This is a genomic window from Candidatus Latescibacterota bacterium (genome assembly GCA_020633725.1).
In the GTDB taxonomy this organism is placed as follows: Bacteria; Krumholzibacteriota; Krumholzibacteriia; order JACNKJ01; family JACNKJ01; genus VGXI01.
In genome coordinates, this window is the sequence record JACKDC010000003.1 from 331,627 (window position 1) to 357,316 (window position 25,690).

Annotated in this window: 18 protein-coding genes; 12 read left to right on the plus strand and 6 right to left on the minus strand. The window is 72.6% G+C overall.

The genetic code is table 11. The annotated features are described in order from the left end of the window. Nucleotides 1-35: 35 nt before the first annotated feature. Nucleotides 36-2,381, minus strand: coding sequence for a thioredoxin domain-containing protein (locus tag H6693_08725; GenBank protein MCB9516267.1), 2,346 nt, complete (start codon nt 2,379-2,381; stop codon nt 36-38). Nucleotides 2,382-2,410: 29 nt separating this feature from the next. Beyond that, nucleotides 2,411-3,127, minus strand: coding sequence for a TVP38/TMEM64 family protein (locus H6693_08730; GenBank protein MCB9516268.1), 717 nt, complete (start codon nt 3,125-3,127; stop codon nt 2,411-2,413). Between the two features lie 190 nt (nt 3,128-3,317). Here H6693_08730 and H6693_08735 point away from each other — a divergent pair, with 190 nt between their 5' ends. The 8 genes from H6693_08735 (at nt 3,318) to ccoG (ending at nt 11,799) form a co-directional block, all read left to right on the plus strand. Beyond that, entirely contained in the window at nt 3,318-3,554 is a 237-nt protein-coding gene (locus H6693_08735) for a CDGSH iron-sulfur domain-containing protein (protein ID MCB9516269.1), read from the plus strand. Between the two features lie 29 nt (nt 3,555-3,583). Beyond that, on the plus strand, nt 3,584-4,354 hold the full coding sequence (locus tag H6693_08740; GenBank protein ID MCB9516270.1) for a sulfite exporter TauE/SafE family protein: 771 nt from the start codon (nt 3,584-3,586) through the stop codon (nt 4,352-4,354). A 175-nt stretch (nt 4,355-4,529) separates the two neighbouring features. Beyond that, nucleotides 4,530-7,007, plus strand: a complete 2,478-nt coding sequence (locus H6693_08745; protein ID MCB9516271.1) for a heavy metal translocating P-type ATPase — start codon at nt 4,530-4,532, stop codon at nt 7,005-7,007. Next, nucleotides 6,995-7,243: a cbb3-type cytochrome oxidase assembly protein gene (locus H6693_08750; GenBank protein MCB9516272.1), complete on the plus strand. Its 249-nt coding sequence runs from the start codon at nt 6,995-6,997 to the stop codon at nt 7,241-7,243. Before H6693_08745 ends, H6693_08750 begins: the two co-directional genes overlap by 13 nt. After that, nucleotides 7,230-9,602, plus strand: coding sequence for a cytochrome-c oxidase, cbb3-type subunit I (ccoN, locus tag H6693_08755; protein ID MCB9516273.1), 2,373 nt, complete (start codon nt 7,230-7,232; stop codon nt 9,600-9,602). Before H6693_08750 ends, ccoN begins: the two co-directional genes overlap by 14 nt. A gap of 1 nt (nt 9,603) precedes the next feature. Then, nucleotides 9,604-9,837, plus strand: coding sequence for a hypothetical protein (locus H6693_08760; GenBank protein MCB9516274.1), 234 nt, complete (start codon nt 9,604-9,606; stop codon nt 9,835-9,837). A gap of 1 nt (nt 9,838) precedes the next feature. After that, nucleotides 9,839-10,396, plus strand: coding sequence for a c-type cytochrome (locus H6693_08765; GenBank protein ID MCB9516275.1), 558 nt, complete (start codon nt 9,839-9,841; stop codon nt 10,394-10,396). Beyond that, the gene (gene ccoG, locus H6693_08770) at nt 10,393-11,799 is read left to right on the plus strand and encodes a cytochrome c oxidase accessory protein CcoG (protein ID MCB9516276.1); all 1,407 of its coding nucleotides are present in this window, start codon (nt 10,393-10,395) and stop codon (nt 11,797-11,799) included. Before H6693_08765 ends, ccoG begins: the two co-directional genes overlap by 4 nt. A 191-nt stretch (nt 11,800-11,990) precedes the next feature. On the opposite strand, the gene H6693_08775 is transcribed toward ccoG, so the two are convergent. Beyond that, nucleotides 11,991-13,055: a tetratricopeptide repeat protein gene (locus tag H6693_08775; GenBank protein MCB9516277.1), complete on the minus strand. Its 1,065-nt coding sequence runs from the start codon at nt 13,053-13,055 to the stop codon at nt 11,991-11,993. 337 nt (nt 13,056-13,392) lie between these two features. Here H6693_08775 and H6693_08780 point away from each other — a divergent pair, with 337 nt between their 5' ends. Then, the gene (locus tag H6693_08780) at nt 13,393-16,008 is read left to right on the plus strand and encodes a response regulator (GenBank protein MCB9516278.1); all 2,616 of its coding nucleotides are present in this window, start codon (nt 13,393-13,395) and stop codon (nt 16,006-16,008) included. Here the strand turns inward: H6693_08780 and H6693_08785 are convergent. Genes H6693_08785 through H6693_08795 form a run of 3 tightly spaced genes read right to left on the minus strand, consistent with a single transcriptional unit; the run spans nt 16,005 to nt 20,436 of the window. After that, nucleotides 16,005-17,363, minus strand: coding sequence for a sigma-54-dependent Fis family transcriptional regulator (locus H6693_08785; protein MCB9516279.1), 1,359 nt, complete (start codon nt 17,361-17,363; stop codon nt 16,005-16,007). The genes H6693_08780 and H6693_08785 overlap by 4 nt on opposite strands. Further along, nucleotides 17,360-19,060: a HAMP domain-containing protein gene (locus H6693_08790; protein ID MCB9516280.1), complete on the minus strand. Its 1,701-nt coding sequence runs from the start codon at nt 19,058-19,060 to the stop codon at nt 17,360-17,362. The genes H6693_08785 and H6693_08790 overlap by 4 nt, the downstream gene beginning before the upstream one ends. Then, entirely contained in the window at nt 19,057-20,436 is a 1,380-nt protein-coding gene (locus H6693_08795) for a hypothetical protein (protein ID MCB9516281.1), read from the minus strand. Before H6693_08795 ends, H6693_08790 begins: the two co-directional genes overlap by 4 nt. A gap of 101 nt (nt 20,437-20,537) precedes the next feature. Between H6693_08795 and H6693_08800 the strand changes: the two genes are divergently transcribed. The 3 genes from H6693_08800 (at nt 20,538) to H6693_08810 (ending at nt 25,659) form a co-directional block, all read left to right on the plus strand. Beyond that, on the plus strand, nt 20,538-21,599 hold the full coding sequence (locus H6693_08800) for a GNAT family N-acetyltransferase (protein MCB9516282.1): 1,062 nt from the start codon (nt 20,538-20,540) through the stop codon (nt 21,597-21,599). A gap of 143 nt (nt 21,600-21,742) precedes the next feature. After that, entirely contained in the window at nt 21,743-22,432 is a 690-nt protein-coding gene (locus H6693_08805; protein MCB9516283.1) for a hypothetical protein, read from the plus strand. Continuing rightward, nucleotides 22,432-25,659 (plus strand): hypothetical protein, encoded by a 3,228-nt coding sequence (locus H6693_08810; GenBank protein ID MCB9516284.1) that lies wholly within the window; start codon nt 22,432-22,434, stop codon nt 25,657-25,659. Before H6693_08805 ends, H6693_08810 begins: the two co-directional genes overlap by 1 nt. Nucleotides 25,660-25,690: the final 31 nt, after the last annotated feature.

Sequence of the window (25,690 nt, forward strand, 5' to 3'; positions counted from 1 at the left end):
GGGCAGCGGGCGCGCCGCCGTCAAGGCGCTGAAAATCAGGGACTTGGCGCTCCGGAACCCCCCTGGGGTTCCACGGTGATCTCCGCGCGCAGGCCGAGGGCCGCCGGCGCGAGGCAGCGCGAGTCGTCGCAGGCCTGGTAGTCGAGACGCAGGCGCAGCAGCCGCGGGCCGGGCGGCGCGTCCGGCGCCACCTGCAGCGCGCCGCGCAGCAGCTGCTCTCCGGTGAGCGGCGCCGACGACCCGCCCCCGGGGGCGGGCAGGTCGAGCGCCAGCCCCTCCGCCTCGCCCTCGAGGCGCAGGGCCAGGCCGGCGAGTTCGTCGCCGCCGAGCTGCCAGCCGTTGTCGATCGCAACGCGCACGGTGACAGCGACCGACGCGCCCGCACGAACGGTCGTTCGGTCGGTGTACAGCTCCACCCAGAGCGGCGGGCGGTGCAGGCTGTCCGCCGGCGGGCCGTCCGCGCCGGCGAGCGGCGGCAGGCCGGGACCCTGGCCCTCGCCGGCGAGATGCTCGGCAAGGGCGGCGATGAGCGTGCAGGTGCCGCGCGGCGCGCGGTCCATGGGCGCGGCGAAGGCCTCGAGGGTGCGCCGGGCGGCGTCCTGGTAGCGGGATTCGCCGGCCGTCTGCGCCAGGCGCAGCAAGAGCTGGGCGGCGAGGCCGTTGCCCGAGGGCAGCGCCGCGTCGAAGGGATCGCGGCCGCGCGCGAGCAGCGACTCGTGGATGTCGCCGGTGAAGTAGAACCCGCCGTCGGGCGCGGCGAAGTCCGCGAGCAGCGCGTCGGCCAGCGCGCGCGCCTCGGCGAGCCAGCGCGAGTCGCCCGTCGCCGCGTGCAGCTCCAGCAGGCCCAGGCCGAGGGCGGCGTGGTCGTCGAGGTAGGCCGGCAGCTGGGCGGCGCCGTCGCGCCAGCTGCGGAGCAGGCGGCCGTCCGCGCGCATGGCGCCCAGCACGAACCCCGCCGCCTCCGCCGCGGCGAAGACCCACTCCGCCTCGCCCAGCAGCGCTCCCGCCCGCGCAAGTCCCGCGATGGCCAGGCCGTTCCAGGCGGCGAGCACCTTGTCGTCGCGCTCGGGCCAGACGCGCCGCGCCCGCGCCGCGCGCAGCCGCGCATGCGCGTCGGCCAGCCGCTGCCGCAGCGCGGCGGGCGCGAGCCCCTCGGCCGCGGCGGCGTCATCGATCGTCCGGGGCAGGTAGAGGATGTTCCCGCCGCTCCGCCGCCCCGTGGCCTCCTCGGCGTAGTTGCCGCCGGGCACGCAGCCGTGCACGCGCGCCACGAGCGCGCCCTCGTCCGCGCCCAGCTGCTCCGCCAGCTCGGCCTCGGTCCACAGGTAGAAGCGGCCCTCCTCGCCCTCGCTGTCGGCGTCGAGGGCGGCGTGGAAGCCGCCGGTCTCGTCGCGCATGTCCTCGAGCAGCCAGCGCGCGATGCCCCGCGCCACGTCGGCGAGGTCTTCACGCCCCGCGGCGCGCGAGGCCCGCGCATACACGGGCAGCAGCTGCGCGTTGTCGTAGAGCATCTTCTCGAAGTGGGGCAGAAACCAGCGCGCGTCGGTGCTGTAGCGGTGGAAGCCGCCGCCCACGTGATCGTGGATGCCCCCGCGGGCCATGCCGTCGAGGGTGTCCACCACGAGGGCGAGCAGGTCCGCGCGACCGCTGCGCGCGTGCTCGTCCAGCAGCAGGGCCAGCGCCTGGTGTGGCGGGAACTTGGGCGCGCCCGAAAAACCCCCGTGTGCATGATCGACGTCGCGCGCCAGTGCCACGAGCGCGTCGTCCACCAGGGCGCGGGAGAGCGCGGGCGGCGCCTCGGCGCCGGCCGGCAGCGCGGTGGCCTGGGCGACGGCCGCGACGATCGCGTCGGCCTGCTTCTCCACCTCGTCGCGGCGCTCGTCCCAGAGCTGGCGCAGCCAGGCGAGCAGCGTCAGGAAGCCCGGCTGCCGCGGCCCGCGGTCCTCGCGCGGGAAGTAGGTGCCGGCGAACCAGGGGCGGCCGTCGGGCGTGAGCCAGAGCGAGTTGGGCCAGCCGCCGCGGCCGGTGAAGAGCTGCGTGGCGGTCATGTAGACCGCGTCGAGGTCGGGGCGCTCCTCCCGGTCCACCTTCACGCAGACGAATCCGGCGTTCAGCAGCGCGGCCACCTCCGCGTCCTCGAAGGACTCGTGCTCCATCACGTGGCACCAGTGGCAGGTGGAGTAGCCCACGGAGAGGAAGAGGGGTCGATCCGCGGCGCGCGCCGCGGCGAGGGCCTCCTCGCCCCAGGGCCGCCAGTCCACGGGATTGCGCGCGTGCTGGCGCAGGTAGGGACTCGACGCGAAGATCAGGCGGTTGAACTCGGGACCGCCATCCGGCGGCAGGGCGGCGATGGCCGCGGCGTCGGGCAGGGGCTGGCGCATGGGCGCTCCTTGCGGGAGGTGAGGGGCCTTCAGCGGGCCGCGGGTTCCTCGTCCGTGTCCGGCTCGGGACCGCCCGGCCCCTCGCGCAGGCGGCGGCGCGCCCAGGGCACGAGCAGCCCGAGGAAGACCAGCACCGCCGCGGCCAGCAGCACCAGCGGCCAGGGCACCTTGCCGCTGGAGATCCCCTGGGCGAGCGCGTCGCTGCCGGCGACGTAGAAGAGGTGGCCGGGCAGCATGGTGAGCCAGGACCAGAACAGGTAGGTCCAGAAGCCCACCTGCGTCAGCCCGAAGGCGAAGTTCAGCAGGCTGTAGGGAAAGATGGGAAAGAGCCGCGTGAGCGCCACCGCCAGCGCACCGCGCTCGGCCGTCCAGCGCTCCACCACCTTGAACACGCGGCGATGGCCCAGGCGGTGACGCAGGTAGTCCCGCGCCAGGTGACGCGCCAGCAGAAAGGCCAGCGCCGCCCCCAGCGTGGTGCCGACGCTCGCGAGCACCAGCCCCTGCAGCGTGCCGAAGAGCGCGCCCGCCGCCAGCGTGAGCGGCAGGCCGGGCAGCGCCGACACCCCCACCAGCGCGAAGAGCCCCAGGAAGACCGCCCCGCCCAGCACCCCGTGCTGCGCGATCCACTCGCGCAGCTCGCCCAGCCCCGTGCCCAGCCCCAGGCTGCGCCCGAAGAGGAAGAAGACCAGCACGAGCAGCGGCAGCAGCGCCGCCTTGAGGAAGACGCCCCGCGGCACGCGCGACATCTTGGTTGGAGAGGGAGCGCCCAGGACCGCCTCCTTGCTCGCGGCGCCGCCACCCTGGCGGATGGGCCAAGCTAGACCACGGCGGCGCGCGCTTCAAGGACAGCCTGGACGGCAGGCCCCCCTTGCCTCGCGGCGCGGATCGTCGCACACTGCGTCGAGCGAACGATCACCGCCATCCAAAGGAGAGCGCATGGCCGACCCGAAGATCGCCGAGAAGCGTCCCGCCGTCATGGACCTGCCCGCCGGCACGCACGCCTGGTGCGCCTGCGGCGAGTCCAAGAACCAGCCCTTCTGCGACGGCGCCCACAAGTCGACGCCCTTCCGGCCCTTCATCTTCACCACCGACGAGCCCAAGAAGGTCGCCCTCTGCCAGTGCAAGCGGACGGGCGGCGTGCCCTTCTGCGACGGCGCGCACAAGGAACTCTAGGCCCGCGGCGACGGTGAGGTGACGGGACGATGCTGACCCTGCTCGCGGATTCCTGCTGCAGCCCGACGCTCATGCCCGCGGTCCGCAGCTTCGATCCCTGGCTGCTCCTCGGCACCGGGCTGACGATCAGCCTCGGCCACTGCATCGGCATGTGCGGCCCGCTGGTGGGCGCGGTGGCCGTGGCCGAGAGCGAGCGCGGCGGCGGCCTCGGCCGTCTGCTGCCGGCCTTTCTCGTCTACCACCTCGGACGCATCGGCGCCTACGGGCTGATCGGCTTCGCCCTCGGCCTGGTGGGCTCGGCGACGCAACTCGCGGGGCAGGGCCAGTGGCTGCGCGGCGGGCTGTCGCTGGCCGTGGGGCTCGCGATGGCGCTGCTGGGGCTGGGTCTCGCGGGCTGGCTGCCCACGCGGCGCTGGGTGGAGAGCGCGCGCCTGGCGAGGGCGGTGACGTCGGGCTTCCGTGGGCTCCTGCGGCGGCGGGGCCCGGGACGCCGCCTGCTCCTCGGCGTGGCCAACGGCTTCCTGCCCTGCGGGCCGGTCTACGCGGTGGCGCTGGGCTCCATGGCCGCGGCCGGACCCTGGCGCGGCGCGGCGGCGATGCTGCTCTTCGGGGCGGGCACCCTGCCCGTGCTGCTGGCCCTGGGGCTGGGCGCCGGCCGCCTGAGCCCGCGGCTGCAGGCCCGCTTCAACCGTCTCTCGGCGCTGCTGGTGCTGCTCATCGGCGTCCAGCTCCTGCTGCGCGGAGCCGCCGCGTTCGCGTGGATCCCCCATCTGCGCTGGGGCGAGTTCGTCGTCTACTAGAGTCGCATGCCCCACGTCAGGTTAGCGCGGTTTCAAATATCCCTATCCTTTTTCCCATATTGATTCCTGCTGCCTTCCGGTCTATTGTGCTGCCGTCACCCGCTTCAGTTGAAGGACTTGCGCTCACGCGGGGTCGGGCAGCAGGAGCCCGTCCTCGGTCGCTCACGAGGCCCCAATGCCCGCTTCCGCACGGGATCGCTCGACGCCCGCGCCCAACGCGACCGAGGCGGCCCTCAGCGCCTGCCCGCTGCCCGGCGTCGACGCGCCGCCCAGCGAGGAGGCGCGGGCGGCCTGGGAGCGCGCGCTCGCCGAGGGGCGCTGCCTGCACTGCGAGAGTCCCCTGGGGAGCGGCTGGCGCGAGGAGGACGGCCCCTTCTGCTGCCGCGGCTGCCGCAGCGTCTACGCGCTGATCCACGGCGAGGGCCTCGAGCGCTACTACGATCTCCGCCAGGGTCCGCAGGCGCCGGCCAGCACGCTGCGGCCCGACAGCTTCGCCTGGCTCGATCGCCTGCTCGAGGAGCGCGGCGACGTCGAAGGCCCCCTGCGCCTCAGCCTGGACATCCAGGGCGTGCACTGCGCCGCCTGCGTCTGGCTGCTCGAGGAGCTCTTCCAGCGCGAGGCCGGCGGCCTCGACCTGCGCATCAACCCCAGCCTGGGCACCGTGGACCTGCTCTGGGATCCCGCGCGCGGCGAGCTCAAGGACTACCTGGCCGAGGTGGAACGCTTCGGCTACCGGCTCGGCCCCTCGCGCAAGCAGGCCGCGCCGCGTTCGCGCGCGCTGCTGCTGCGCATGGCCGCGGCCATCGCGCTCGCGCTGAACGTGATGATGTTCAGCATCAGCTACTACTTCGGCCTCGCGCCGGTGGACGGGGCGCTCTACGTCTTCTTCGGACGCCTCAACCTGCTGCTCGCCACCGCGGCGCTCGTGGTGGGCGGGCCGGTCTTCTTCCGGGGCGCGGTGGCCGGCCTGCGGCGGCGCGTGGCGCACCTGGACCTGCCCATCTCGCTGGGCATGCTGCTGGCCTGGGCCGGGTCGGTCTACGCCTACTTCACCCAGGGCCCGCGGGCGGCCTACTTCGACAGCCTCACGGGCTTCGTCGCGCTGATGCTCGTGGGTCGCTGGGCGCAGGAGCGCATCCTCGAGCGGAACCGCAACGCGCTGCTGGCCGACAGCGGCGCCGAGCTGATCACCGCCAAGCGGCGGCGCGGGGATCGCCTGGAGGCCGTGGCCGCCACGGAGATCGCCCTGGGCGACGAACTGTGGATCGCCCCCGGCGACCTCCAGCCCGTGGACGGCGTGCTGCTGCGCAACCCGGCCGAGGCGTCGCTCGACTGGATCACCGGCGAGTCGGACGCCGTCGCCTATCGGCCCGGCGACACGATCCCCGCCGGCGCCTTCAACTGTGATCGTCAGGGATACGTCGTCACCGCCACGCAGGACTTCGCCGACTCGCGCCTGGACGCCCTGCTGCGCAGCAGCGGCAAGGAGAGCTTCCGCCCGCGCTGGTGGCACCGGGTGAGCAGCGTCTACGTCACCGTGGTGCTGCTGCTCGCGGGGCTGGGCTTCGCCGCCTGGGCGCTGCTGGCGGGCGATCTGCGGCGGGCGATGGAGGTGACGGTGGCCGTCCTCGTCGTCACCTGCCCCTGCGCGCTCGGCCTGGCCACGCCGCTGGCCGAGGAGCTGATCTACGGCGCGCTGCGGCGGCGGGGCGTCTTCCTGCGCACGGGCAGCTTCATGGAGAAGGCCCTGCGCGTGAGGAAGGTGCTGCTCGACAAGACCGGCACGCTCACCCTGGACCGACTCGAGCTCGAGCCCGAGTCCCGCAAGGCGCTCTGGGCGCTGCCCGCCGAGGAGCAGTCGCTGCTGCTGGCCATGTGCTCGCGGAGCAATCACCCCGTGAGCCGCAGCCTTGCCGCGGCGCTCGCGCCCCTGGGCGGGACGTCGGCCGCCGAGCTGTCCCCCGAGGGCATGATGGAGACGCCCGGCCAGGGCCTGCGCTGGCCGCGCGAGGACGGCGAGCTGCGCCTCGGCCGCGGCGAGGGCGCCGAGGGCGAGACCTGGTTCACGCGTGACGGCGCGCGCATCGCCACCTTCCGCTTCCAGGAGCACTTCAAGGCCGACGCCGCCGCCGAGCTGGCCCTCCTCGCCGGGCGGGGCTACGCGCTGCACCTGCTGAGCGGCGACGCGCAGGGCAAGGTCGACAGCGCCGCCGCGGCCCTGGGCATCCCCGCCGCGAACGCCCTCGGCGGGCTCGACCCCGAGGCCAAGGCCGCGCGGGTCCGCGCGCTGGACGCGCACGACACCCTGATGGTCGGCGACGGCATCAACGACAGCCCCAGCTTCGAGGCCGCGCTCTGCGCCGCGACGCCCGCCGTGGACCGGCCCGTGCTGCCCGGCAAGGCGGACTTCTTCTTCCTGGGCGACGGCATCGCCGCCCTGCGCCGCGCGCTCGAGGCCGCCGGCCGCCTGCGCCGTGTGGTGCGGGACAATCTGATCCTGGCGGCCGTCTACAACCTGGCCGCCGTGGCGCTCTGCTTCGCGGGGCTGGTGAGCCCGGTGGTGGCGGCGATCCTCATGCCGCTCAGTTCGGTGGGCGTGGTCACGCTCACCGCCTGGCGCCTGTCGGGACGGAGGCTGGCATGGATGTCGTGATCGGCCTCGTCTTCGTGAGCCTGGTGCTCGTCGCGCTCGGGCTCGTCTTCTTCTTCATGCGACTGCGCGAGGGCGACTTCGACCACGGCGAGCGGCTGTCCCTCCTCCCGCTCAGGGAGGACCGGCTGCAGACCGCCGGCGGCGGCGAAGTGGCCCGTGAGACGAACGTCAAGACCGCGATCACAGCGGACCCGGCACATGACAAGGAGGGAGGAGTCTCCAATGGCATCGGATAAGGTCCAAACTCGGACGGTCGTCTACGACGACGACATCGTCCGGGCATTCTCCATCGCGACCATCGTCTGGGGCGCGGTGGCCTTTCTGGTGGGCGTGCTCATCGCCAGCCAGCTCTCGTTCTGGCAGGCGAACTTCGGGCTCAAGTGGCTGACCTTCAGCCGCCTGCGGCCGCTGCACACGAACGCGGCGATCTTCGCCTTCGTGGGCAACATGATGTTCGCGGGCGTCTACTACTCCACGCAGCGTCTCCTCAAGGCGCGCATGGCGTCGGGCGTCCTGAGCTGGCTGAACTTCTGGGGCTGGCAGCTCATCATCGTGAGCGCGGCGCTCACGCTGCCCTTCGGCCTGACGCAGGGCAAGGAGTACGCCGAGCTGATCTGGCCCATCGACATCGCGATCGCGGTGATCTGGGTGGTCTTCGCGGTGAACTTCTTCTGGACCATCGCCCGACGCAACGAGAAGAACCTCTACGTGGCGCTGTGGTTCTACATCGCCACCATCGTGACGATCGCGGTGCTCCACATCGTCAACAGCCTCCAGCTGCCCGACAGCTTCCTGCACAGCTACCCCATCTACGCCGGCGTCCAGGACGCCCTGGTGCAGTGGTGGTACGGGCACAACGCCGTGGCCTTCTTCCTGACGACGCCCATGCTCGGCATCATGTACTACTTCATCCCGAAGAGCGTGGAGCGGCCGGTCTACTCCTACCGGCTGTCGGTGGTCCACTTCTGGTCGCTGGTCTTCATCTACATCTGGGCGGGCCCGCACCACCTGCTCTACACCGCGCTGCCCGACTGGGCGCAGACGCTGGGCATGGTCTTCAGCGTCATGCTCTGGGCGCCTTCCTGGGGCGGCATGCTCAACGGCCTGCTCACCCTGCGCGGCGCCTGGGACAAGCTGCGCACCGACCCGGTGGTCAAGTTCTTCGTGGTGGCCGTGACCTTCTACGGCATGTCCACCTTCGAGGGGCCGCTGCTCTCGATCAAGAGCGTCAGCGCGCTGGGTCACTACACGGACTGGATCATCGGCCACGTCCACGGGGGCGCGCTGGGCTGGAACGGCTTCCTGACCTTCGGCATGCTCTACTGGCTCGTCCCGCGCCTGTGGAAGACGGAGCTCTGGAGCAAGCGTCTCGCCGAGACGCACTTCTGGCTCGCGACGCTCGGCATCCTGCTCTACGTCGTGGCCATGTGGATCAGCGGCGTCAGCCAGGGTCTCTTCTGGCGCGCGCTCGACGCGGACGGCTTCCTCAAGTACCCCGACTTCGTCGAGGGACTGCTGGCCAGCCGCTTCATGTACCAGATGCGCCTGATCGGCGGCACGCTCTACTTCCTGAGTTACCTGCTCGCGATCGTGAACTACGTGATGACGATCCGCCAGGGCAGCAAGGCCACTTACGAGGTGACGGTCCCCGCCCTCACCGACGCCAAGCCCAACACCTGGCGTCTGCTCTTCGGCGCGCCGGTGGTCTACTCGGCCGTGGTGATCGTCCTCGCGGTCCTGCTGGGCATCTCCGGCGTCATCACGAGCGCGCTCACGCTCGCGGGCCTCGTGGTGGTCGCGATCGCGGCGATCCTCACCTTCGGGACGCGCAGCGGCTCCAGCGTCAGCTGGCACCGCCTCACCGAGGCGAACTCCATGGCCTTCACGGTGCTGGTGCTGCTGGCCATCCTGGTGGGCGGCATCGTGGAGATCATCCCGACGGTGGTCATCTCGAAGCAGGTGCCCACGGACGCCGCGGCGCTGGCGGCCAACCCCCACATCCAGCAGCCCTACAGCCCGCTGGAACTGGAGGGACGCGACCTCTACGTGCGCGAGGGCTGCTACGTCTGCCACAGCCAGATGATCCGCCCCTTCCGCCACGAGACGCTGCGCTACGGCGACTACTCGCGGATGGAGGAGTTCATCTACGACCATCCCTTCCAGTGGGGCTCCAAGCGCACGGGCCCGGACCTCCACCGCGAGGGCGGCAAGTACGCGAATCTCTGGCACTACCTGCACATGCAGGATCCGCGGTCCACGTCGCCCGGCTCGAACATGCCGAGCTACGCGTGGCTCAAGACCGGCACGGTGGACTTCGCGGGCACGGGCCACAAGATGGAGACGCTGAGCAGGCTGGGCGTCCCCTACACGGAGGCGGACATCGCGTCGGCGAAGGCGACCGCGCTGAGCCAGGCGGGCATCATCACCGCGGACCTGAGTTCGCAGGGCGTGAACATCGCCGACGACTCGGAGCTGGTGGCCCTCATCGGCTACCTGCAGCGCCTGGGACGCGGACCGCAGCCCACGGCGCCGGCCACCGGCGGCGCGAACGCGGCGGCGGCGCCGGACACCGTCAGCGTCGGGGAGGGCAGCTAGCATGTTTCACGACTACTTCGCGGGCAGCAACCTCCTGGTCTGGCCGATCGTGGGCCTGCTGCTCTTCGTGGCCAGCTTCGCGGCCATCCTGCTCCACGTCTCCGTGAACCTGCGCGACCGGCGGGCGGTGGAGCACCTGGCGAGCCTGCCGCTGGACGCGGGCGACGAGTTACTGATCGGGGACGACGCCCCGGCGACGCACCCGGACGCCGAGCGCGAAGGGAAGGAGAACTGAGATGAGCGAGTACAAGCAGGATCAGGTCTTCGACCACGACTTCGACGGCATCCAGGAATACGACAACCGCCTGCCCAACTGGTGGCTGTGGATTCTCTGGGGCAGCATCATCTTCAGCGTCGGCTACTGGCTCTTCTTCCACACCTTCGGGGTGGGCAAGCTGCCGCAGGCCCGCTACGACGTGGAGATGCAGAAGGCCGCCGAGGCGCAGCTCGCCAAGGGCGGGGCCATCGACGACGCGGCGCTCACGCTGATGAGCACCCTCCCCGCGCGGGTGGACGAGGGCAAGCAGCTCTTCGCCACCTACTGCGTGGCCTGTCACGCGGATCGCGGCCAGGGTCTCGTGGGTCCCAACCTCACGGACGAGTACTGGATCCACGGCGCCAGGCCGACGGACATCTACAACACGGTGACCAACGGTGTTCTGGACAAGGGCATGGCCGCGTGGGGCCGGCAGCTGGGTCCCAACCGCGTGCAGTCCCTGGTGGCTTTCGTGCTGACCATCAAGAACACCAATGTCCCCGGCAAGGCGCCGCAGGGAGAGAAGGTGACGGAATGAGCAGCGAAGACTCCGGTCGCCGGCATCGCCGGCGGCCGGATCTGGACACGGTCTACACGATCAACACCGACGGCTCGCGCAACTTCCTGCACCCCGCCGACGTCAAGGGTCCCTGGCAGATCCGCAAGAACCTGATCTGGCTGGTCCTGATCGTCATCTACGTGATCATGCCGTGGATCCCCGTCGGCGGCCACCCCATGGTGCACCTGGATCTGCCGGGGCGCAGCGCGCACCTCTTCGGCTTCACCTTCACGAACCAGGACTTCTATCTCGCCTTCTTCCTGGTGACCGGCATGGGCTTCGCCCTCTTCGTGCTGACGAGCCTCTGGGGCCGCGTCTGGTGCGGCTACGCCTGTCCGCAGACGGTGTTCATGGAAGGCGTCATGCGCCGCGTGGAACGCTGGATCGAGGGCCCGCGCAACCCGCGCATCCGGCGCAACCTGGGGCCCTGGAACTTCGACAAGTTCTGGCGCAAGGCGCTCAAGCACCTGCTCTTCCTGGGGCTGTCCTACGTGATCGCCCACGTCTTCCTGTCCTACTTCATCCCCGCGCGCGAGCTGCTGCACGTGGTGCGCTCGAGCCCGTCGGCGCACACGTCGGCCTTCTTCTGGTCGATGTTCTGGACCGCCGTGCTCTACTTCAACTACGCGTGGTTCCGCGAGCAGACCTGCCTCATCGTCTGCCCCTACGGCCGCCTGCAGTCCACGCTGGTGGACGACGACACGGTGGTCATCGGCTACGACGCGAATCGCGGCGAGCCGCGGGCCAAGGGCGTGGACGAGGGCGGCGACTGCATCGACTGCTTCCGCTGCGTTGAGGTCTGCCCCACGGGCATCGACATCCGCAACGGCCTGCAGATGGAGTGCATCGGCTGCGCGAACTGCATCGACGCCTGCGACGACATCATGACGAAGATCGACAAGCCCAAGGGCCTCGTGCGCTACGACTCCCAGCGCGGCTTCGAGTCGGGCCAGCGCCGCTTCTGGCGCCCGCGCGTGCTCATCTACGCGTTCATGGGCTTGCTGGGCCTGGCCGCCTTCGGCTTCAAGGCCTCGCAGCGGGAGTCCTTCCAGGTGAACGCGCTGCGCTCGGCGGGCCTGCCCTACAGCATCGAGGAGGGCAAGCTGCGCAACCTCTACACGCTGCACCTGCAGAACAAGACCGACGCTCCGCGCAGCTTCCGCATCGAGGCCGACGCCGACGCCATCGCCGCACACCCGGGCCTGGAGTTCATCATCCCCCAGCCGGAGATCCTGCTCGGCGCCCTGGAGGACGGCCGCGCGCCCGTCTTCGCGCTGCTGCCCCGGTCGGACTACAGCGCGCCCTTCGACCTGAACCTGCGCGTCACGCCACTGGACTCCGACGAGACCCGCACGCTCACCCTACGCTTCAGGGGGCCCTGATGATCACCTGGTTGAGAGACCGCCCCTGGATCTGGATCGTCGTGCTGCTCAGCTTCCTGCTGGCCGGCAGCGTGGCGACCTTGATCATCGCCGAGAAGAACAAGCCGGAGATCGTCAAGGAAGACTGAACGCACGACGCCGGCTCGCCCGCGAGCGAACCGGCGCCGTGTCCTTCGCGCGACGCGAAGCCGCTAGGGCAGCTGCGTGACCTGCGTCTCACTCTCCATCGTCGCGTCCCAGGGCAGTCGCCCGTCGGCCAGGGCGAGCGCGGTCTCGTCGGCGCGCGCGGCCAGGTCCAGCGGCTGCTCGGGCCCGCGGCGACCGTCCACGCGCTCCAGGCTCAGCGCCGCCTTCGCGTGCTCGGGCTCGAGCGTCAGCGCCGCGGCGTAGGCGTCGGCCGCCTGCACGGGACGGCCGCAGCGCTCGAGCGCCACGCCCAGGTTGTTCTGGAAGACGGCCACGCGCCCATCGAGCTTCACCGCCAGCGCCAGCACCGACAGCGCGTCCTCGAAGCGCTCGGACTCCACCAGCAGGAGGCCGAGGTTGTTCAGCGACCACGCGTCCTCGGGATCGGCGACGAGCGCGGCCCGATAGGCCTGCTCGGCCTCGGGGCGGCCCAGGTTGGCGAGCGCGCGGCCGCGCAGGCGCAGCGCGCCGGGGGCCGCGGGGTCGGCCTCGAGCACGGCCTCCACCTCGGCGAGGGCGGCGTCGTGGCGGCCGGCGTCCATCAGCACGCGCGCCAGGTTGAGACGCGCCTTGCGGAGCTCGGGCGCGAGGTCGATCGCGGCCTCGAGTTCGCCCTCGGCCGCGTCCAGCTCGCCCTGCTTCCACTGGCAGAGCCCGAGCATGTAGTGGCCCCAGGGGTTGTCGGCATGCTGCAGCACGTAGGCGCTGAAGACCGCGCCGGCCTCGCCGTAACGCGCGTCGGCGAAGAGGGACTCGCCGGCGTCGAAGTCGGCGGGCACGGCCGCGGCCGGCTCGATCGCGGGCGGGTCCTGGGCCTCAGCGGCCGGGAGCATGGGCGTGGGTTCGGCGACCACGGTGACGGCGGGCGCCTCGGTCACGGGGTCCGGCGCGGGCAGCGCGCGCGTGGCGGCCGGCCGGCTGCTGCGGGCCACCGTTCGCGTGGGCTGTGCGTCGCGGCTCTGCAGGCCGATGAGCAGCAGCACGCCGGCGGCGAGGATGCCGACGCCGGTCAGGATCGCGGGCATGGGCCAGTTCGGGCTGCGCTTGCCGTGGGAGTTCGAAGTGCGCATTGGGGGTCCTCCTCGTTGGGGGGCGCCGACCGCCGGCGCCCATGTCCTCCCCAGCGCAAGCGCCCCGCCAGGGCGGGCCGCCCCCGAGACCACGCGACAACACCTTGCCCCACAGTCAGTTGAAGCAAAGGCGCCCCCGGGGGCGGGCCGCGGGACCCCCGCGGTCGCGGTCCTTCGGAACCGGCCCTGTGTCTTCGCGGACACGGCGGCGCGGACCGCGGCGAACCCTGTCGCCGATTGGGCTCAGGGCCCCGGCCTCCGCTGCCGATATAAGGAAGTCCGCGGGAATCCCGCGTCGATTCGGTCCTCCGCACGGTCAAGGAGAGCGCCCCGCCGCATGAGTCAGGCCTCCCCCTCCGACACGAGCGCCCTCGCGCCCACGGCCCCGCTGCAGCCGGAGTTCAGCTGGCGGCAAAGCCTGCTGGTGCGCATCCCGCTGCTCTTCGCGGGCCTGCTGGCGGCGCTGGCGCTCGCGCTGGCGCTCGTGCTGGGCACGCTGGGACGGCGCCTGCTCGAGGATCAGGCCGCCGAGCAGGCGGGCCTCGCGGGCGCCACGGTCGTGGCGGAGCTGGAGGGACGCCTGGCCGAGGCGCGCGGGCTGGCCGTCTCGCTGGCCTCGCTGGGCGAAAGCCTCCCGCCCGACAGCACGCTCCACAAGCAGCTGCTGCCGCGTCTGCTCGACCCCGCCGGCAGCGAGGGCACCATCGCCGGCGGCGGCCTCTGGCCCGCCGCCCGCGCCTTCGACCCGAAGCGCGAGCGGCGCAGCTTCTTCTGGGGCCGCCAGGCCGACGGCGCCCTCGCCTACTTCGACGACTACAACGACCCCGGCGGCGACGGCTACCAGGGCGAGGAGTGGTACGTCCCCGCGACCCAGCTGCCGGCGGGCCACGCCTACTGGTCCCGCTCCTACAGCGATCCCTACTCGCACCAGCCCATGGTCACCTGCACCGTGCCGATGCGCCGCGACGGCGTCTTCTACGGCGTGTGCACCGTCGACCTCAAGCTCGAGGGCATGGAGGCCCTGCTCGCCGACGCGACGCGCACGCTGCACGGCTACGCCTTCCTGCTGGACCGCGAGGGACGCTTCATCGCCTTCCCGCCGCCCGAGCAGAGCGCCGCTCCCCTGCGGCTCGCCGGGAGCGAGACCCTGGACGCCCTCGCCGCGACGGATCCCCGCTTCGCGCCCTATGCCGCGGCCACCGACAGCCTGCGCGGCGCGATCCTGGCCACCTGCCGCGCCGACGGTCACTTCGATCCGGCCCTCGCCGCGCGCCTCGCCGAGGACAGCCACCAGATCGACACGCGCCAGGCCGAGTTGCTCGCGGCGATCCTCGGCGAGGCGGACGTGTCCCACGCGATTCGCCGGAGCCGCTTCGCGGTGGACCGGGACCCGGTGCTGGGCGAGAGCGCCACGGCCTCGGTCTTCCAGGTGCCGGAGACCTTCTGGCAGCTGGTGGTGGTGACGCCCCAGGGCGCGGCCCTGGCCTCGGCCACCTTCATCCGCCGCGCGCTCTTCCTGGCCATGCTGGGCGCCGCGCTGCTCTGCCTGCTGGCGGCCTTCGTGGTGCTGCGCGCGATTCTCATCCGTCCGCTGACGGGCATGACCCGCCAGCTCCAGGCCTCCTTCGCCCGCAGCGAACCCGGCAGCCTGCTGGTCCGCGCGCCGGACGGCGGCGAGCTCGGCGCGCTGGCCTACTGGTTCAACCAGCGCAGCCTCCAGCTCGATCGCCTGCTGCGTCGCCGCGAGGAGGACCAGGCCGCGCTGGTGGTGGCGAAGCGCAACGCCGAGGCCGCGACGCGCGCCAAGAGCGAGTTCCTGGCGGCCATGAGCCACGAGGTGCGCACGCCGCTCAACGCGATCCTGGGCATGACCGGCCTGCTGCTCGACTCGACGCTGCAGCGCGAGCAGCGCGACTACGCCGAGACCGTGCGCGCCCAGGCGAGCACCATGGTGACGCTCATCAACGACATCCTCGACTTCTCCAAGATCGAGGCCGGGCGGCTGGACCTGGAGGCCATCCCCTTCCAGCCGTCGGCGCTCTGCGCCGAGGTGGTGGACCTGCTCAGCTTCCGCGCCAAGGAGAAGGGCATCGGGCTCGACTACCCGCGCGGCCCCGGCGACGACGGCAGTTTCCTCGGCGATCCGGGCCGGATCCGCCAGATCCTGCTCAACCTGGTGGGCAACGCGGTCAAGTTCACCGGCGAAGGCCAGGTGGAGCTGCGCTGCGCGGTGGAGAACACTGGCGAGAACGGACAGATCCGCTTCACCGTGCGCGACTCGGGCGTGGGCATCCCCGCCGAGGCGCAGCACAAGCTCTTCCAGGCTTTCGCCCAGGGCGAGCGGAGCACCACGCGCCGTTTCGGCGGCACGGGGCTGGGCCTGGCGATCTCGCGGCAGCTGGTGGAGCTGATGGGCGGGTCCATCGGCTTCGAGAGCGAGGAGGGCGCCGGCGCCACCTTCTGGGTGCTGCTCACGCTGCCCCGTTCGCGCGTGATGCCGCCGCAGTCGCCCCGCGGCAAGAGCGCCGATGACGCCGAGCCCGGCCTGCGCGTGGACGCGCGCGTCCTGCTCGTGGAGGACAATCCCGTCAACCAGAAGGTCGCCATGCTCCAGCTCGAGCGCATGGGCTGCAGCGTGGACCTGGCCACCAACGGCCTGGAGGCCATCGACGCCTACAAGCGCCTCGAGTACGACATCATCCTGATGGACTGCCAGATGCCCGAGATGGACGGCTTCGAGGCCACGCGCATGATCCGCACGCTCGAGGTGCCGGGCAAGCGCACGCCGGTGATCGCCCTGACGGCCAACGCGATGAAGGGCGACCGCGACCGCTGCTTCGCCTCGGGCATGGACGACTACCTGGCCAAGCCCGTCGAACGCCGCGAGCTCGCCCGCACGCTCAAGCGCTGGGCCCGCGAGCGCCGCGACCAGGAGCTCCTGCGCCGGCGCTAGTCGTCCGCCCGCTCCAGCCCCAAGCGGCGCATCAACTTGCTCAGGCTCGAGTGATCGGCGAGGCCCAGCTCGCGCGCGGTGCGGGTGAGCTGGCCGCCGTTGCGCGCCAGGGCCTCGCGCACGATGCGCCGCTCCGCGACCCGGCGTCGCTCGCGAAAGCTGCCGACGTCCTCGCGACCCTCCCCCTCGGGCGCGCCGCGCAGCTCGGCCGGCAGGTGCCGCGTCTCGAGCGTGTCGCCGTCGGCCGCGATGACCATCTGCTCCAGCACGTTCCGCAGCTCGCGTACGTTGTTCTGCCGCCAGTCGTGCCGCTGCAGCGCGGCGACGGCCCCGGGCGCGAGCCGCGCCGGCCGGCGGCCGAAGTCCCGCGCGATGCGCGCGAGCAGCTGCTCGGCGATGGCGGGGAGGTCGTCCAGGCGCGCGCGCAGCGGCGGCAGCGCGAGCGTGTGCACCTTGAGGCGGAAGAGCAGGTCGCGGCGGAAGCGTCCCGCCTCCACGTCGGCCGCCAGATCGCGATGGGTGGCGGCGACCACCCGCGCGTCCACGGCCACCGGCTGGCTCGAGCCCAGGCGCAGGATGCGCTTCTCCTCCAGCACGCGCAGCAGGGCCGCCTGGGCGGGCGGCGGGAGTTCGCCGATCTCGTCGAGGAAGAGTGTGCCGCCCGCGGCTTCCTCGAAGGCGCCCTTGCGCGGACGGTCCGCCCCCGTGAACGCGCCCTTCACGTGGCCGAAGAGCTCGTCCTCCAGGGTCTGGCCCGGCAGCGCGGCACAGTTCACGGCGAGGTAGGTGCCCGCGCGGCCGCTCTGCCGGTGCAGCTCGCGCGCCACCAGCTCCTTGCCGCTGCCGCTCTCGCCCGCGATCAGCACGGTGGACGGGATCGCCGCCACGCGCGCGATGGCGTCCTTCAGCGCGCGCATGGGCGCGCTGTCGCCGACGAGCGGCGTGTCCTCCCCCGCGCGGGCGCGGCTGCGGCGCAGCTCGCCGCCGAGGCGCTCGTGCTCCAGCGCGCGCTCGATCTCCACCATCAGCCGCTCGATGGGGTCGCGCTTTTCCACGAAGCCCCGCGCGCCCAGGCGCATGGCGCGCACGGCGCGCTCCACGTCCCCCGTGCCCGTGTAGACGATCACCGGCACCTCGCTCCCCTCGTGCTGCAGGGTGCGCAGCAGCTCGAAGCCGTCGACGCGCGGCATCTCGAGGTCGAGCACGACGCAGTGCACGGGCTCCGCGCGCAGGCGCTGCAGGGCCTCGTCGCCCGCGGACGCGGTGAGGGTCTCGTAGCCGCCCAGCCGCGCGATGTCGTAGGCGTACTGCTCGCGCATGGCTTCCACGTCGTCCACGATCAGGATGCGTTTCACCGTTCACTCCCGGGACTGGGGTCGGACAGGGGCAGGAGCACGCGGAAGCGCGCGCCCGCTCCTGGCGCGCTGTCCAGTTCCACGCGGCCGCCCAGGTCGGCGGCGAGCCGCCGCACCACCGAGAGGCCGAGCCCGCTGCCCTGGGCCTTGCTGGTGTAGAAGTCCTCGAAGACGCGCGACCGGTCTTCGGGCGCGATGCCGCAGCCGTCGTCGGCGACCTCGAGCCGCAGATGGGGTTCGCCGTCGCGTTCGACCTGCCGCAGGTCCACGTCCACGCGCCCGCCCTCCGGGCCGAGCGCCTCGCGCGCGTTGCGCAGCAGGTTCTCGGCGATGCGCCGCAGGCTCGCGGGATCGGCGACGAGCCGCGGCAGATCGGGCGCCACCGCGAGCCGCGTCCTGACGCCGCCGGCCTCCCCCACCGGGACGATCTCCCTCAACAGCGCGCCCAGATCCACGCGCTCCGCCCGGCGCTCGGGACGCAGGCGCGCGTAGTGGTCGGCCAGGTCTTCGAGGTAGGCGAGCCCGCGCGTCAACGTGCCCTCCCGCTCCAGGTAGACGGCCGGCAGCTCGGCCGGCGTCTCCCGCGCCAGGCGCGAGAGATGCGCCAGCACGTTGCGCAGCGGCGTGAAGCCGTTGCGGATGTCGTGCGTGACCTGCCGCGCGAGATCGCCCAGGGTGGCGCGGCGCTCGGCCTCGACCAGGGCCACGCGTCCGCTGCGCAGGCGCGACGTGAGCAGCGACAGCGTCCGCGCCAGCGCGCCCACCTCGTCGCGGCGCTCACCGGCAAGGGGGAAGTCGGCGTCCAGGTTGTCCAGGTCGAGGCGTTCGGTCCGCGCGGCGAGGTCGCGCAGCGGACGGCCCAGCCGCGTGGACAGCCAGAGCGCCAGCGCGAGCCCGCCGGCCAGGGTCGCCGTCAGCGCGCCCAGCAGCCACAGGTCGAAGCCGCCGAGCAGCGCGGCCAGCGCGCCGCGGGACTCCGCCAGCAGCAGCACGCCCTCGCGCGGCTCGCCCCGCGGACCCAGCGCCGCCAGCGGCAGGCTGCGATCCGCCTCGCCGGGCAGCGGGCCGCCGCTCGTCGCGCGCGGCTCGCCATCCACGAGGAGCGCCAGGCGCAGACCGCTGCCGCCGGCGAGGCGGCGCAAGGCCGCGTCGTCCAGGCGTTCGCCGCCGAGCAGGCGGTAGTCGCGGCCGTCCAGGCGCAGGGAGTCCAGGCGCGTCAGGGCGAGCAGGCTGCCCTCCGGCCGACGGAACTCCGCCAGCGCCGTGCCGCCCGGCTGCCGCGCCAGCGCGTCGGCCAGGCCTGGCTCGCGGCGGTCGAAGGCGTCCCGAAAGTGCCCCGCGCTGAGGATGCGGCCCTCGGCGTCCTGGATCTGGAGGACGTCCAGGCCCATCAGCGCCATGCGCCGGGCCGCGAGGTCGATGCGGAGGCGCTGCGAGGCGGGGTCGTCGCCGGTCAGCGCGCGCCGCAGCGCGAGGTCGCCCTGCAGGTCGCGGCCGAGCGCGGCGAGGCGGGCCGCGATGGCGTCCGCGCGCAGCGCGAGGTCCTCCTCGAGCAGCGTGGCCATGGCGTCCAGCCGCGCGGCGTGCTGTTCGCGCAGGCGATGGGCCGTCTGCTGCCGCCCGGCCAGGGACAGCACGAGCGTCGGCAGCAGCACCAGCAGCGAGGCCGCCAGCAGGATGCGGGTGCGCAGGGTCATGGGGCGGCGCTCCGTGCGCCGATCTGATCGATGAGCAGGCGGCCGTCGCCCCCCCGCGCGAGGCCGGCGAGATCGTCGCGCAGGGCGAGCACGGGGCGGGTGCGCACGAGGGGGACGATGCGGAGCTCCTCGCGCGCCAGCAGCGCGGGTTGGGCCTCGCCGGGGCGCACGGCCAGCAGGAGCGGCGACGTCGTCAGTGCGTAGGGCTGCGCCGGTGGATCCGCCAGCGCGCGGAGCAGCGCGTCGAGGCTGTCGGGCGCGAGCGGCGCGGCCAGCAGGGTGATGCCGGTGCCGTCGCCCTGCGCGTCCGGGAGGGACACCAGCGCGGCCAGCCGGCGCGCCAGGTCGCCGGCGGCGGGGTCGTCGGCGGCGTAGGCCAGGCGCAGCGGACCGGCCGGCGCGGGGCCGGGCCAGGGCAGCGGGCCGGCGTCGGGCGTCCAGGGCAGCGGTTCCGCACGCGTGCTGGCGAGCAGGCCGGCCTCGGCGTCGCGGGCCAGCGCCGCGCGTAGGCGCTCCGCGTCCAGCGGCAGCGATGGAGGCAGGGCCAGCAGGTAGTGGGTCGCGTCCGCCGACGCGAGCAGACGCGCGTTCGGCAGGGCGCCGTAGGCGTCGGCGCGCCCGCGGTCCAGCAGGAGACGCAGGTCGGCGACGCCCGGCGCGAGGCGCGGCAGCGCCTGCGGCGATGCCGCCCTCACCACGAGGTCGGCCCAGCGCGCGGGGCGCGGGTGCCACGGATTCGGCTCGCAGGCGAGGACGTCCGCGGGGCCGGGCTGCGGCCGGCAGGGCCCCGTGCCCAGGCGCCAGACGTCCGCCGGCGCCGACGCGCTGACCGCGTAGCTCGGCGAGGCGAGACGCGCGGGGAGGTCGGCGCAGGGGGTGTCGAGATCGATGGCGAGGCGGCGGTCGTCCACGAGGCGCAGATGCTCGGCCACGGGGTGCAGGGGCGGGCAGGGCAGGGCGAGCCCCCGCGACTCGGCCTGGCGCTCGGTCCAGAGCCAGGCGGCGGCCACGTCGGCGGGCTCGAGGGCGCGGCCGTCCCAGAAGCGTGCGCCCTCGCGCAGGGTGAAGGTCCAGCGACGCCCCTCGCCACTCGCGCTCCAGGCGCCGGCCAAGGCGGGCCGCGCGTGGCCCTGGGCGTCCAGCCGGGTCAGCGACTCGTAGAGCTGCGCGTTGAGCAGGGCCTGGCCGGGGTCGCGGGGGAAGGGGAAGCCCGCCGGGGCGGTGGCCGCGGGCAGCTGCAGGCCGAGCCGGTCGCCGGGCGCCGCGTCCTGGGGGCCCAGGGCCACGCGGACGTCGCCGCCCCCGCAACCCGCCAGCAGCAGCGCGAGCGCGGCCAGGGCGGGGACGTGATGCGGGGCGGGCCGTGACCAGGGCATTGCTCGATCCTCGCGGCGAAGATAGCTTAGGCGCAGAGCCGCACCAAGAACGAAGGCGCCGGGGGGCGCCCGGTTCCCGGCGGCCGCCTTGGAGGTGCGACGTGCTCGCCGAGCGATTCCGCCTGCCCCGGTCCGAGGCCCTGGCCCTGCTGGCGCGTGCGCACGTCGTCCAGGTGGCGGGCGTGGGGCCAGACGGCGCCCCCCTCCTGCGCACGCTGCACGCCGCGCTCGTGCCCGGCGACGACGGCGACGCCCTCGTCTGGCACGGCTCGCACAAGGGCGAGAAGTCCGAGCTGGTGGGGCGTCCCCTGGCCATTGCCGCCCACGAGACCCTGGCGGAGATCCCGAGCCACTTCGTCGACCCCGAGCGCGCCTGCCCGGCCACCACCTACTACGAAAGCGTGCAGGCCACCGGCGTGGCGGAGGATCTCGTCTCGCCGGGCGACAAGGCCCGCGCGCTGCAGGCCCTCATGGAGAAGTACCAGCCGGAGGGCGGGCACCGCCCCCTGACCGGCGACGACCCGCTCTACACCGCCGACCTCAAGGGCACGCGGGTGCTGCGCATGCCCATCGCCACGCTCGCCGGCAAGTCGAAGCTGGGACAGAACCGCAGCCCCGCGCAGCGCGCGCGGATCGTGGAGCGGCTCTGGGAGCGCGGCGCGCCGGGCGACCTGACCGCCGTGGACCGCATCCTCGCGGGCAACCCGGACACGCCCTGCCCGGGGTTCCTGGCCGCGCCCGCGGGGGCGCGCCTGCTGGCGGGCCCGCCGGCCGCGCTGGCCCCGGCCGCCGCGGCCCTGCTGGAGGGGGCCTACTGGACCGTCGGCGAGACCCCGGAGGCCCTGGCCGCCGCGCACCGGCGCAGCGACGCCTGGGTGGCGGCGGTGGACGCGGCCAGCGGCGAGCTGCTCGCCTCCGGGCGCGTGCTCGGCGACGGCCTGCGGGTCGCCTGGCTGCTGGACGTGGTGGTGCGCCCCGACTGGAGGGGCCGCGGCCTGGGCTCGGCGATCGTCCGGCTCCTGGTGGACCACCCCCGCGCCCGGGGGGCGAGGGAGCTTCGCCTGCGGACCCGGGACGCCCAGAACTTCTACGCCCGCTTCGGGTTCCAGCCCTTGGTCCCCGGCGAGGAGGCCATTCCGACGCTGCGTCGCGCCGGGGCCTGACTCGGGCCGTAGATTCCCTTTTTGTAAAGGAAGCCCGTCCCTTTCCGGGTTCGTGATCCCCCTTACAGTGGCCGCGTCTGAACTCTGCGACAGTTGCCTCTCACGCAGTCGTCAACGCAGTCACTTTCCACGGAGGACCACGAATGTTCGCTCGCCAGTCAACAGCTCCGGGACGCGCGATCCTGGGTCTGTCCGCGCTCGGTCTGGCGCTCGCCCTGAGCCTGCCAGCCCTTGCGTCGGAGACCCCCAATCGCGGCCCGGCCACCGAGACGCCGGCCCAGAGTGCCGAGTCCATCCAGGCGCCGGTCATGGGCCCGCTGCTTCCCGAGAACCTGCGGCTCGGCGGTCCGCTCGAGCCGGTGACCCTGTCCCCGGTCGACGAGCTCGACCGCGGCTCGACCTTCACCGACGCCGGCCTCGGCCTGCGCGCCGAGGGCGATGACGTCCTCAACGCCATCGAGCGCGCCAAGCTCGACATGGCCCGCGCCGCCGTCGAGGCGTCGCGCGCCGCCGGCACGCTGTACGTGATGGGCCCGCAGCCCGGCAACCCCGCCGACCTGGACGCGCTGCGCGCGGCCAAGGACGCCCTCCAGCAGTCCATGCCGCCGGCGGCCGTCCCCAGCACGCCGGGCCTGAGCGGCATCGGCGCCGAGATCGATCCCATCCAGCTCGTGGGTCCCACCGAGCTCTCCCCCGCCGAGCTGGAGAAGCTGAACCACAGCTATCCGGCCCAGTCGGCGCCCGAACTGTCGACGCCCACCCCGGCCCGCCCGGCCGACGCGGCGCCCGCGACCGATCCCGATCGCCAGGCCGGCGCCCAGGAGGTGAAGTGATGCTTCGCAAGCTCCAGCTCACCGCGAGCGCCGCGCTGCTCGCCCTCGGCCTCGGCGCCGTGGCGGCGCAGGCCCAGTTCCCCGAGCCCACGCTCGGACACATGACCCGCGAGGACGTCGAGGCCGCCCGCCTCAGCGCCTCCAACAATCCGCTGGGCGACGATCCCGCCGCCTGGGAGGACGTCGACGGCATGGCCAACCAGGCCTTCGAGCCCGAGGGCAACGGCGACCGCGCCAACGACGACAACGACACCGCGCACTATGCCCGCGGCAGCACCCTGATCATCCACGTGTTCATCAGCCACGACGGCGGCACCTGGACCAGCACCGACCGCAACGCGGCCGCGGCGAAGGCCCAGGTGGCGAAGGAGCACTACCTCGACATCGCGCCGGCCGAGGCGAACCTCCGCTTCGACGGCAACGGCACGGCCTTCTGGTACTACTCCGCCGACCTGAACTACACGATCCCCTACAGCGGGACCGACGGCACCGTGGTCGAGGACGCCCTCGCGCAGATCGGCTTCTCCGACGCCGACGGCGACGGCAGCCGCGTCGACGACATGACGATGTACCTGCAGAACTGGAACGGCGGCTACGACAACGTGATCGCGTCGTTCGAGTCCTACGTCAACGGCCGCGCCTGGGCCGCCTACGGCAACGCCCAGATCCGGCTCTACCTGGACAGCAGCGGCAACGTCTGGGCGCACGAGATGGGCCACAGCTTCGGCGCCTGCGACGAGTACGTCGAGAGCGGCCAGTGCAACGGCGGCATCGACTGCGGGCTCTGCCAGAGCTGGTACCTGGACTACAGCGTCAACAACGGCAACTGCCAGCTCGCGACCTGCCCCATCGACGTCAGCTGCCTCATGATCAACAACACCTTCACCAACATCTGCGACTACACGCGGCAGCACTGGGCCTGGTGGGACAGCGACAGCAACGGCCAGCTCGACAAGACCAAGCGCCGCGTCTCCGGCAGCACCTACACGAACATCTGGGAGCTCTGGCACAACGGCTACTTCTACTGGAACAACGTCGACCAGGGGATGATGGCGGCCCAGAAGTGGACGAGCTGGTCGGTCTTCGGCCTGCGCAGCCCGGCCACCGCGGACTACGATCCCTACCTCTACGCCGACAACAACCACAACAACTACCTGGCGAACTCCTACACCGGCTACCCAGTGGACTTCATCGTCGGCGACTACAACCACAACCGCCTGGGCGACGAGCACATCGAGGTGCGCCGCTACTCGGGCGACACGGCCAACTACAACCTCACCTTCGAGAGCGGCACGGGCGTGCTCTACCCCGACGGCATCTCCCGCGTGGTGAACTGGAGCGACTACAACACCGTGCGCGTCTGGGACGTGCCGCTCTTCGCCGGCGAGGAGGTCACCTTCTACGGGTGGAACGTCAGCGCGGGCGTGGACATCGGCCTGGCGCTCTTCAAGAGCAACGGCGACACCTACTTCGCCGGCCGCACCAGCGCGGTGGCCCTGGCGGACGCCGCCGGCGCCGGCGCGAGCGAGAGCTTCACCTACATCGTGCCCGAGGACGACGTCTACGGTCTCGTGGCCTTCGCCAACACCGCGGTGAACGGCAGCTTCGAGATCCAGATCGGCCCCTCGCCGGCCACGCTGGCGGAGGAGACGCCCTTCCTGTCGGCCTTCCCGCTGCGCCTGTTCAACTACGACCCCAACGCGATCTACTGGTCCGTGGTGGGCACGCGTCCGGACGCCGGCACCGACGTCATCGGCCAGCTCTTCGCCGACGAGAACTACACGCAGCTCCTGGACGAGTCCACGACCTACATCCCCGGCACGCCCGAGTACGTGGCGGTGGACTACTACTACGCGCCCTACAACCGCGACTACTGGCGGGTGAACCGCACGAGCGGCGCCGGCCTGCACCGCACGGAGTGGGAGCACGACCCCGAGCTGCTGCCGGGCTACCAGTACAGCAGCTGGGCCACGGGGCACGTGGTCAAGATCTGGGACTTCTCCGCCACGAGCGGACAGAACTACTTCTTCCGCGAGTACCACAGCACCGGCAGCCTCATGGACACGGCGCTCTACGCCTACACGTCCAGCAACGGCGCGGACAACTACCACGGCCGCGGCGACTTCATCGGCATCTCGAACTACCATCCCGCCGGGGACGGCGGCGAGTGGTTCAACGTCACCTCGCCGGTGAACGGCTGGCTGGGCTTCGTGATGATGACCCAGGACGACAACGGCGGGAGCTACGAGCTGATGGCCGGCCCGGACATCAGCATGAGCGAGGACGTGGCGGTCACCCGTTCCGACGAGATGGTCTTCGCCAGCCACACGATCCCTTCGTCCTGGTGGACGGTCTGGGGCGTGCGCCCCTCCGCCGGCGACGAGGCCAGCGTGTGGCTCTACGGCGACGACGCCTACACGATCGGCACCCTGGCGGTCTCCGACCAGACGGGCCCCGGCGTTGCCTTCGTGGTGGGCGACTACAACCACATCGGCAGCGGCAGCACCGTCTACCCCCGCTTCTGGCGGCGCTCCGGCACCGGCGCGCTCGACATGGAGTTCGAGGGCGGCGGCGAGACGCTCAGCTACACCCCCGGCGACGCCAACAGCTACGATCTGACCTGGCCCGCCGGTGACGTGGCGGAGATCTGGGACGTCTACCTGAGCGACGGCGACCAGGTGCGCTTCCGTCTCGAGGACCTCAGCGGCGGCATGAACCTGGGCATGGCGCTCTTCGCCTCCAACGGCGCGGCCTACTACGCGCCGGAAGAGGCGGCGAACCTGCTGCTGGACGGCGTGGGCCCCGGCGGCGAAGGCTCCTTCGTCTTCACCGCGGACCACAGCGACTGGTACGGCTTCGTGGTCTACAACGAGCGTGACAACGGCGGCTCCTACCGCGTCACGCTGCAGGACGAGACCACCGTGGCCGTGGGCGATCCCCTGCTGCCGGCGGACTTCGGCCTGCAGGCGGCGTCGTCCAACCCCTTCGCGGACGGCATCACGCTGCGCTACAGCCTGCCCAGCGAGGGGCCGGTGGCGATCGACGTCTTCGACGTCACCGGGCGCCGCGTCCGCTCGCTGCTGAACGGACAGGGTCCGGCGGGCGATCACCTGCTGGTCTGGGACGGCCGGAACGACGCGGGCACGGCGATGCCGGGCGGCGTCTACCTGGCGCGGCTCCGGGCCGGCGGCGAGGTGCACAGCGCCAAGCTGGTGCGCGTGCAGTAGCCGTCAGGACTTTGCTTCGACGCGAGGCCGC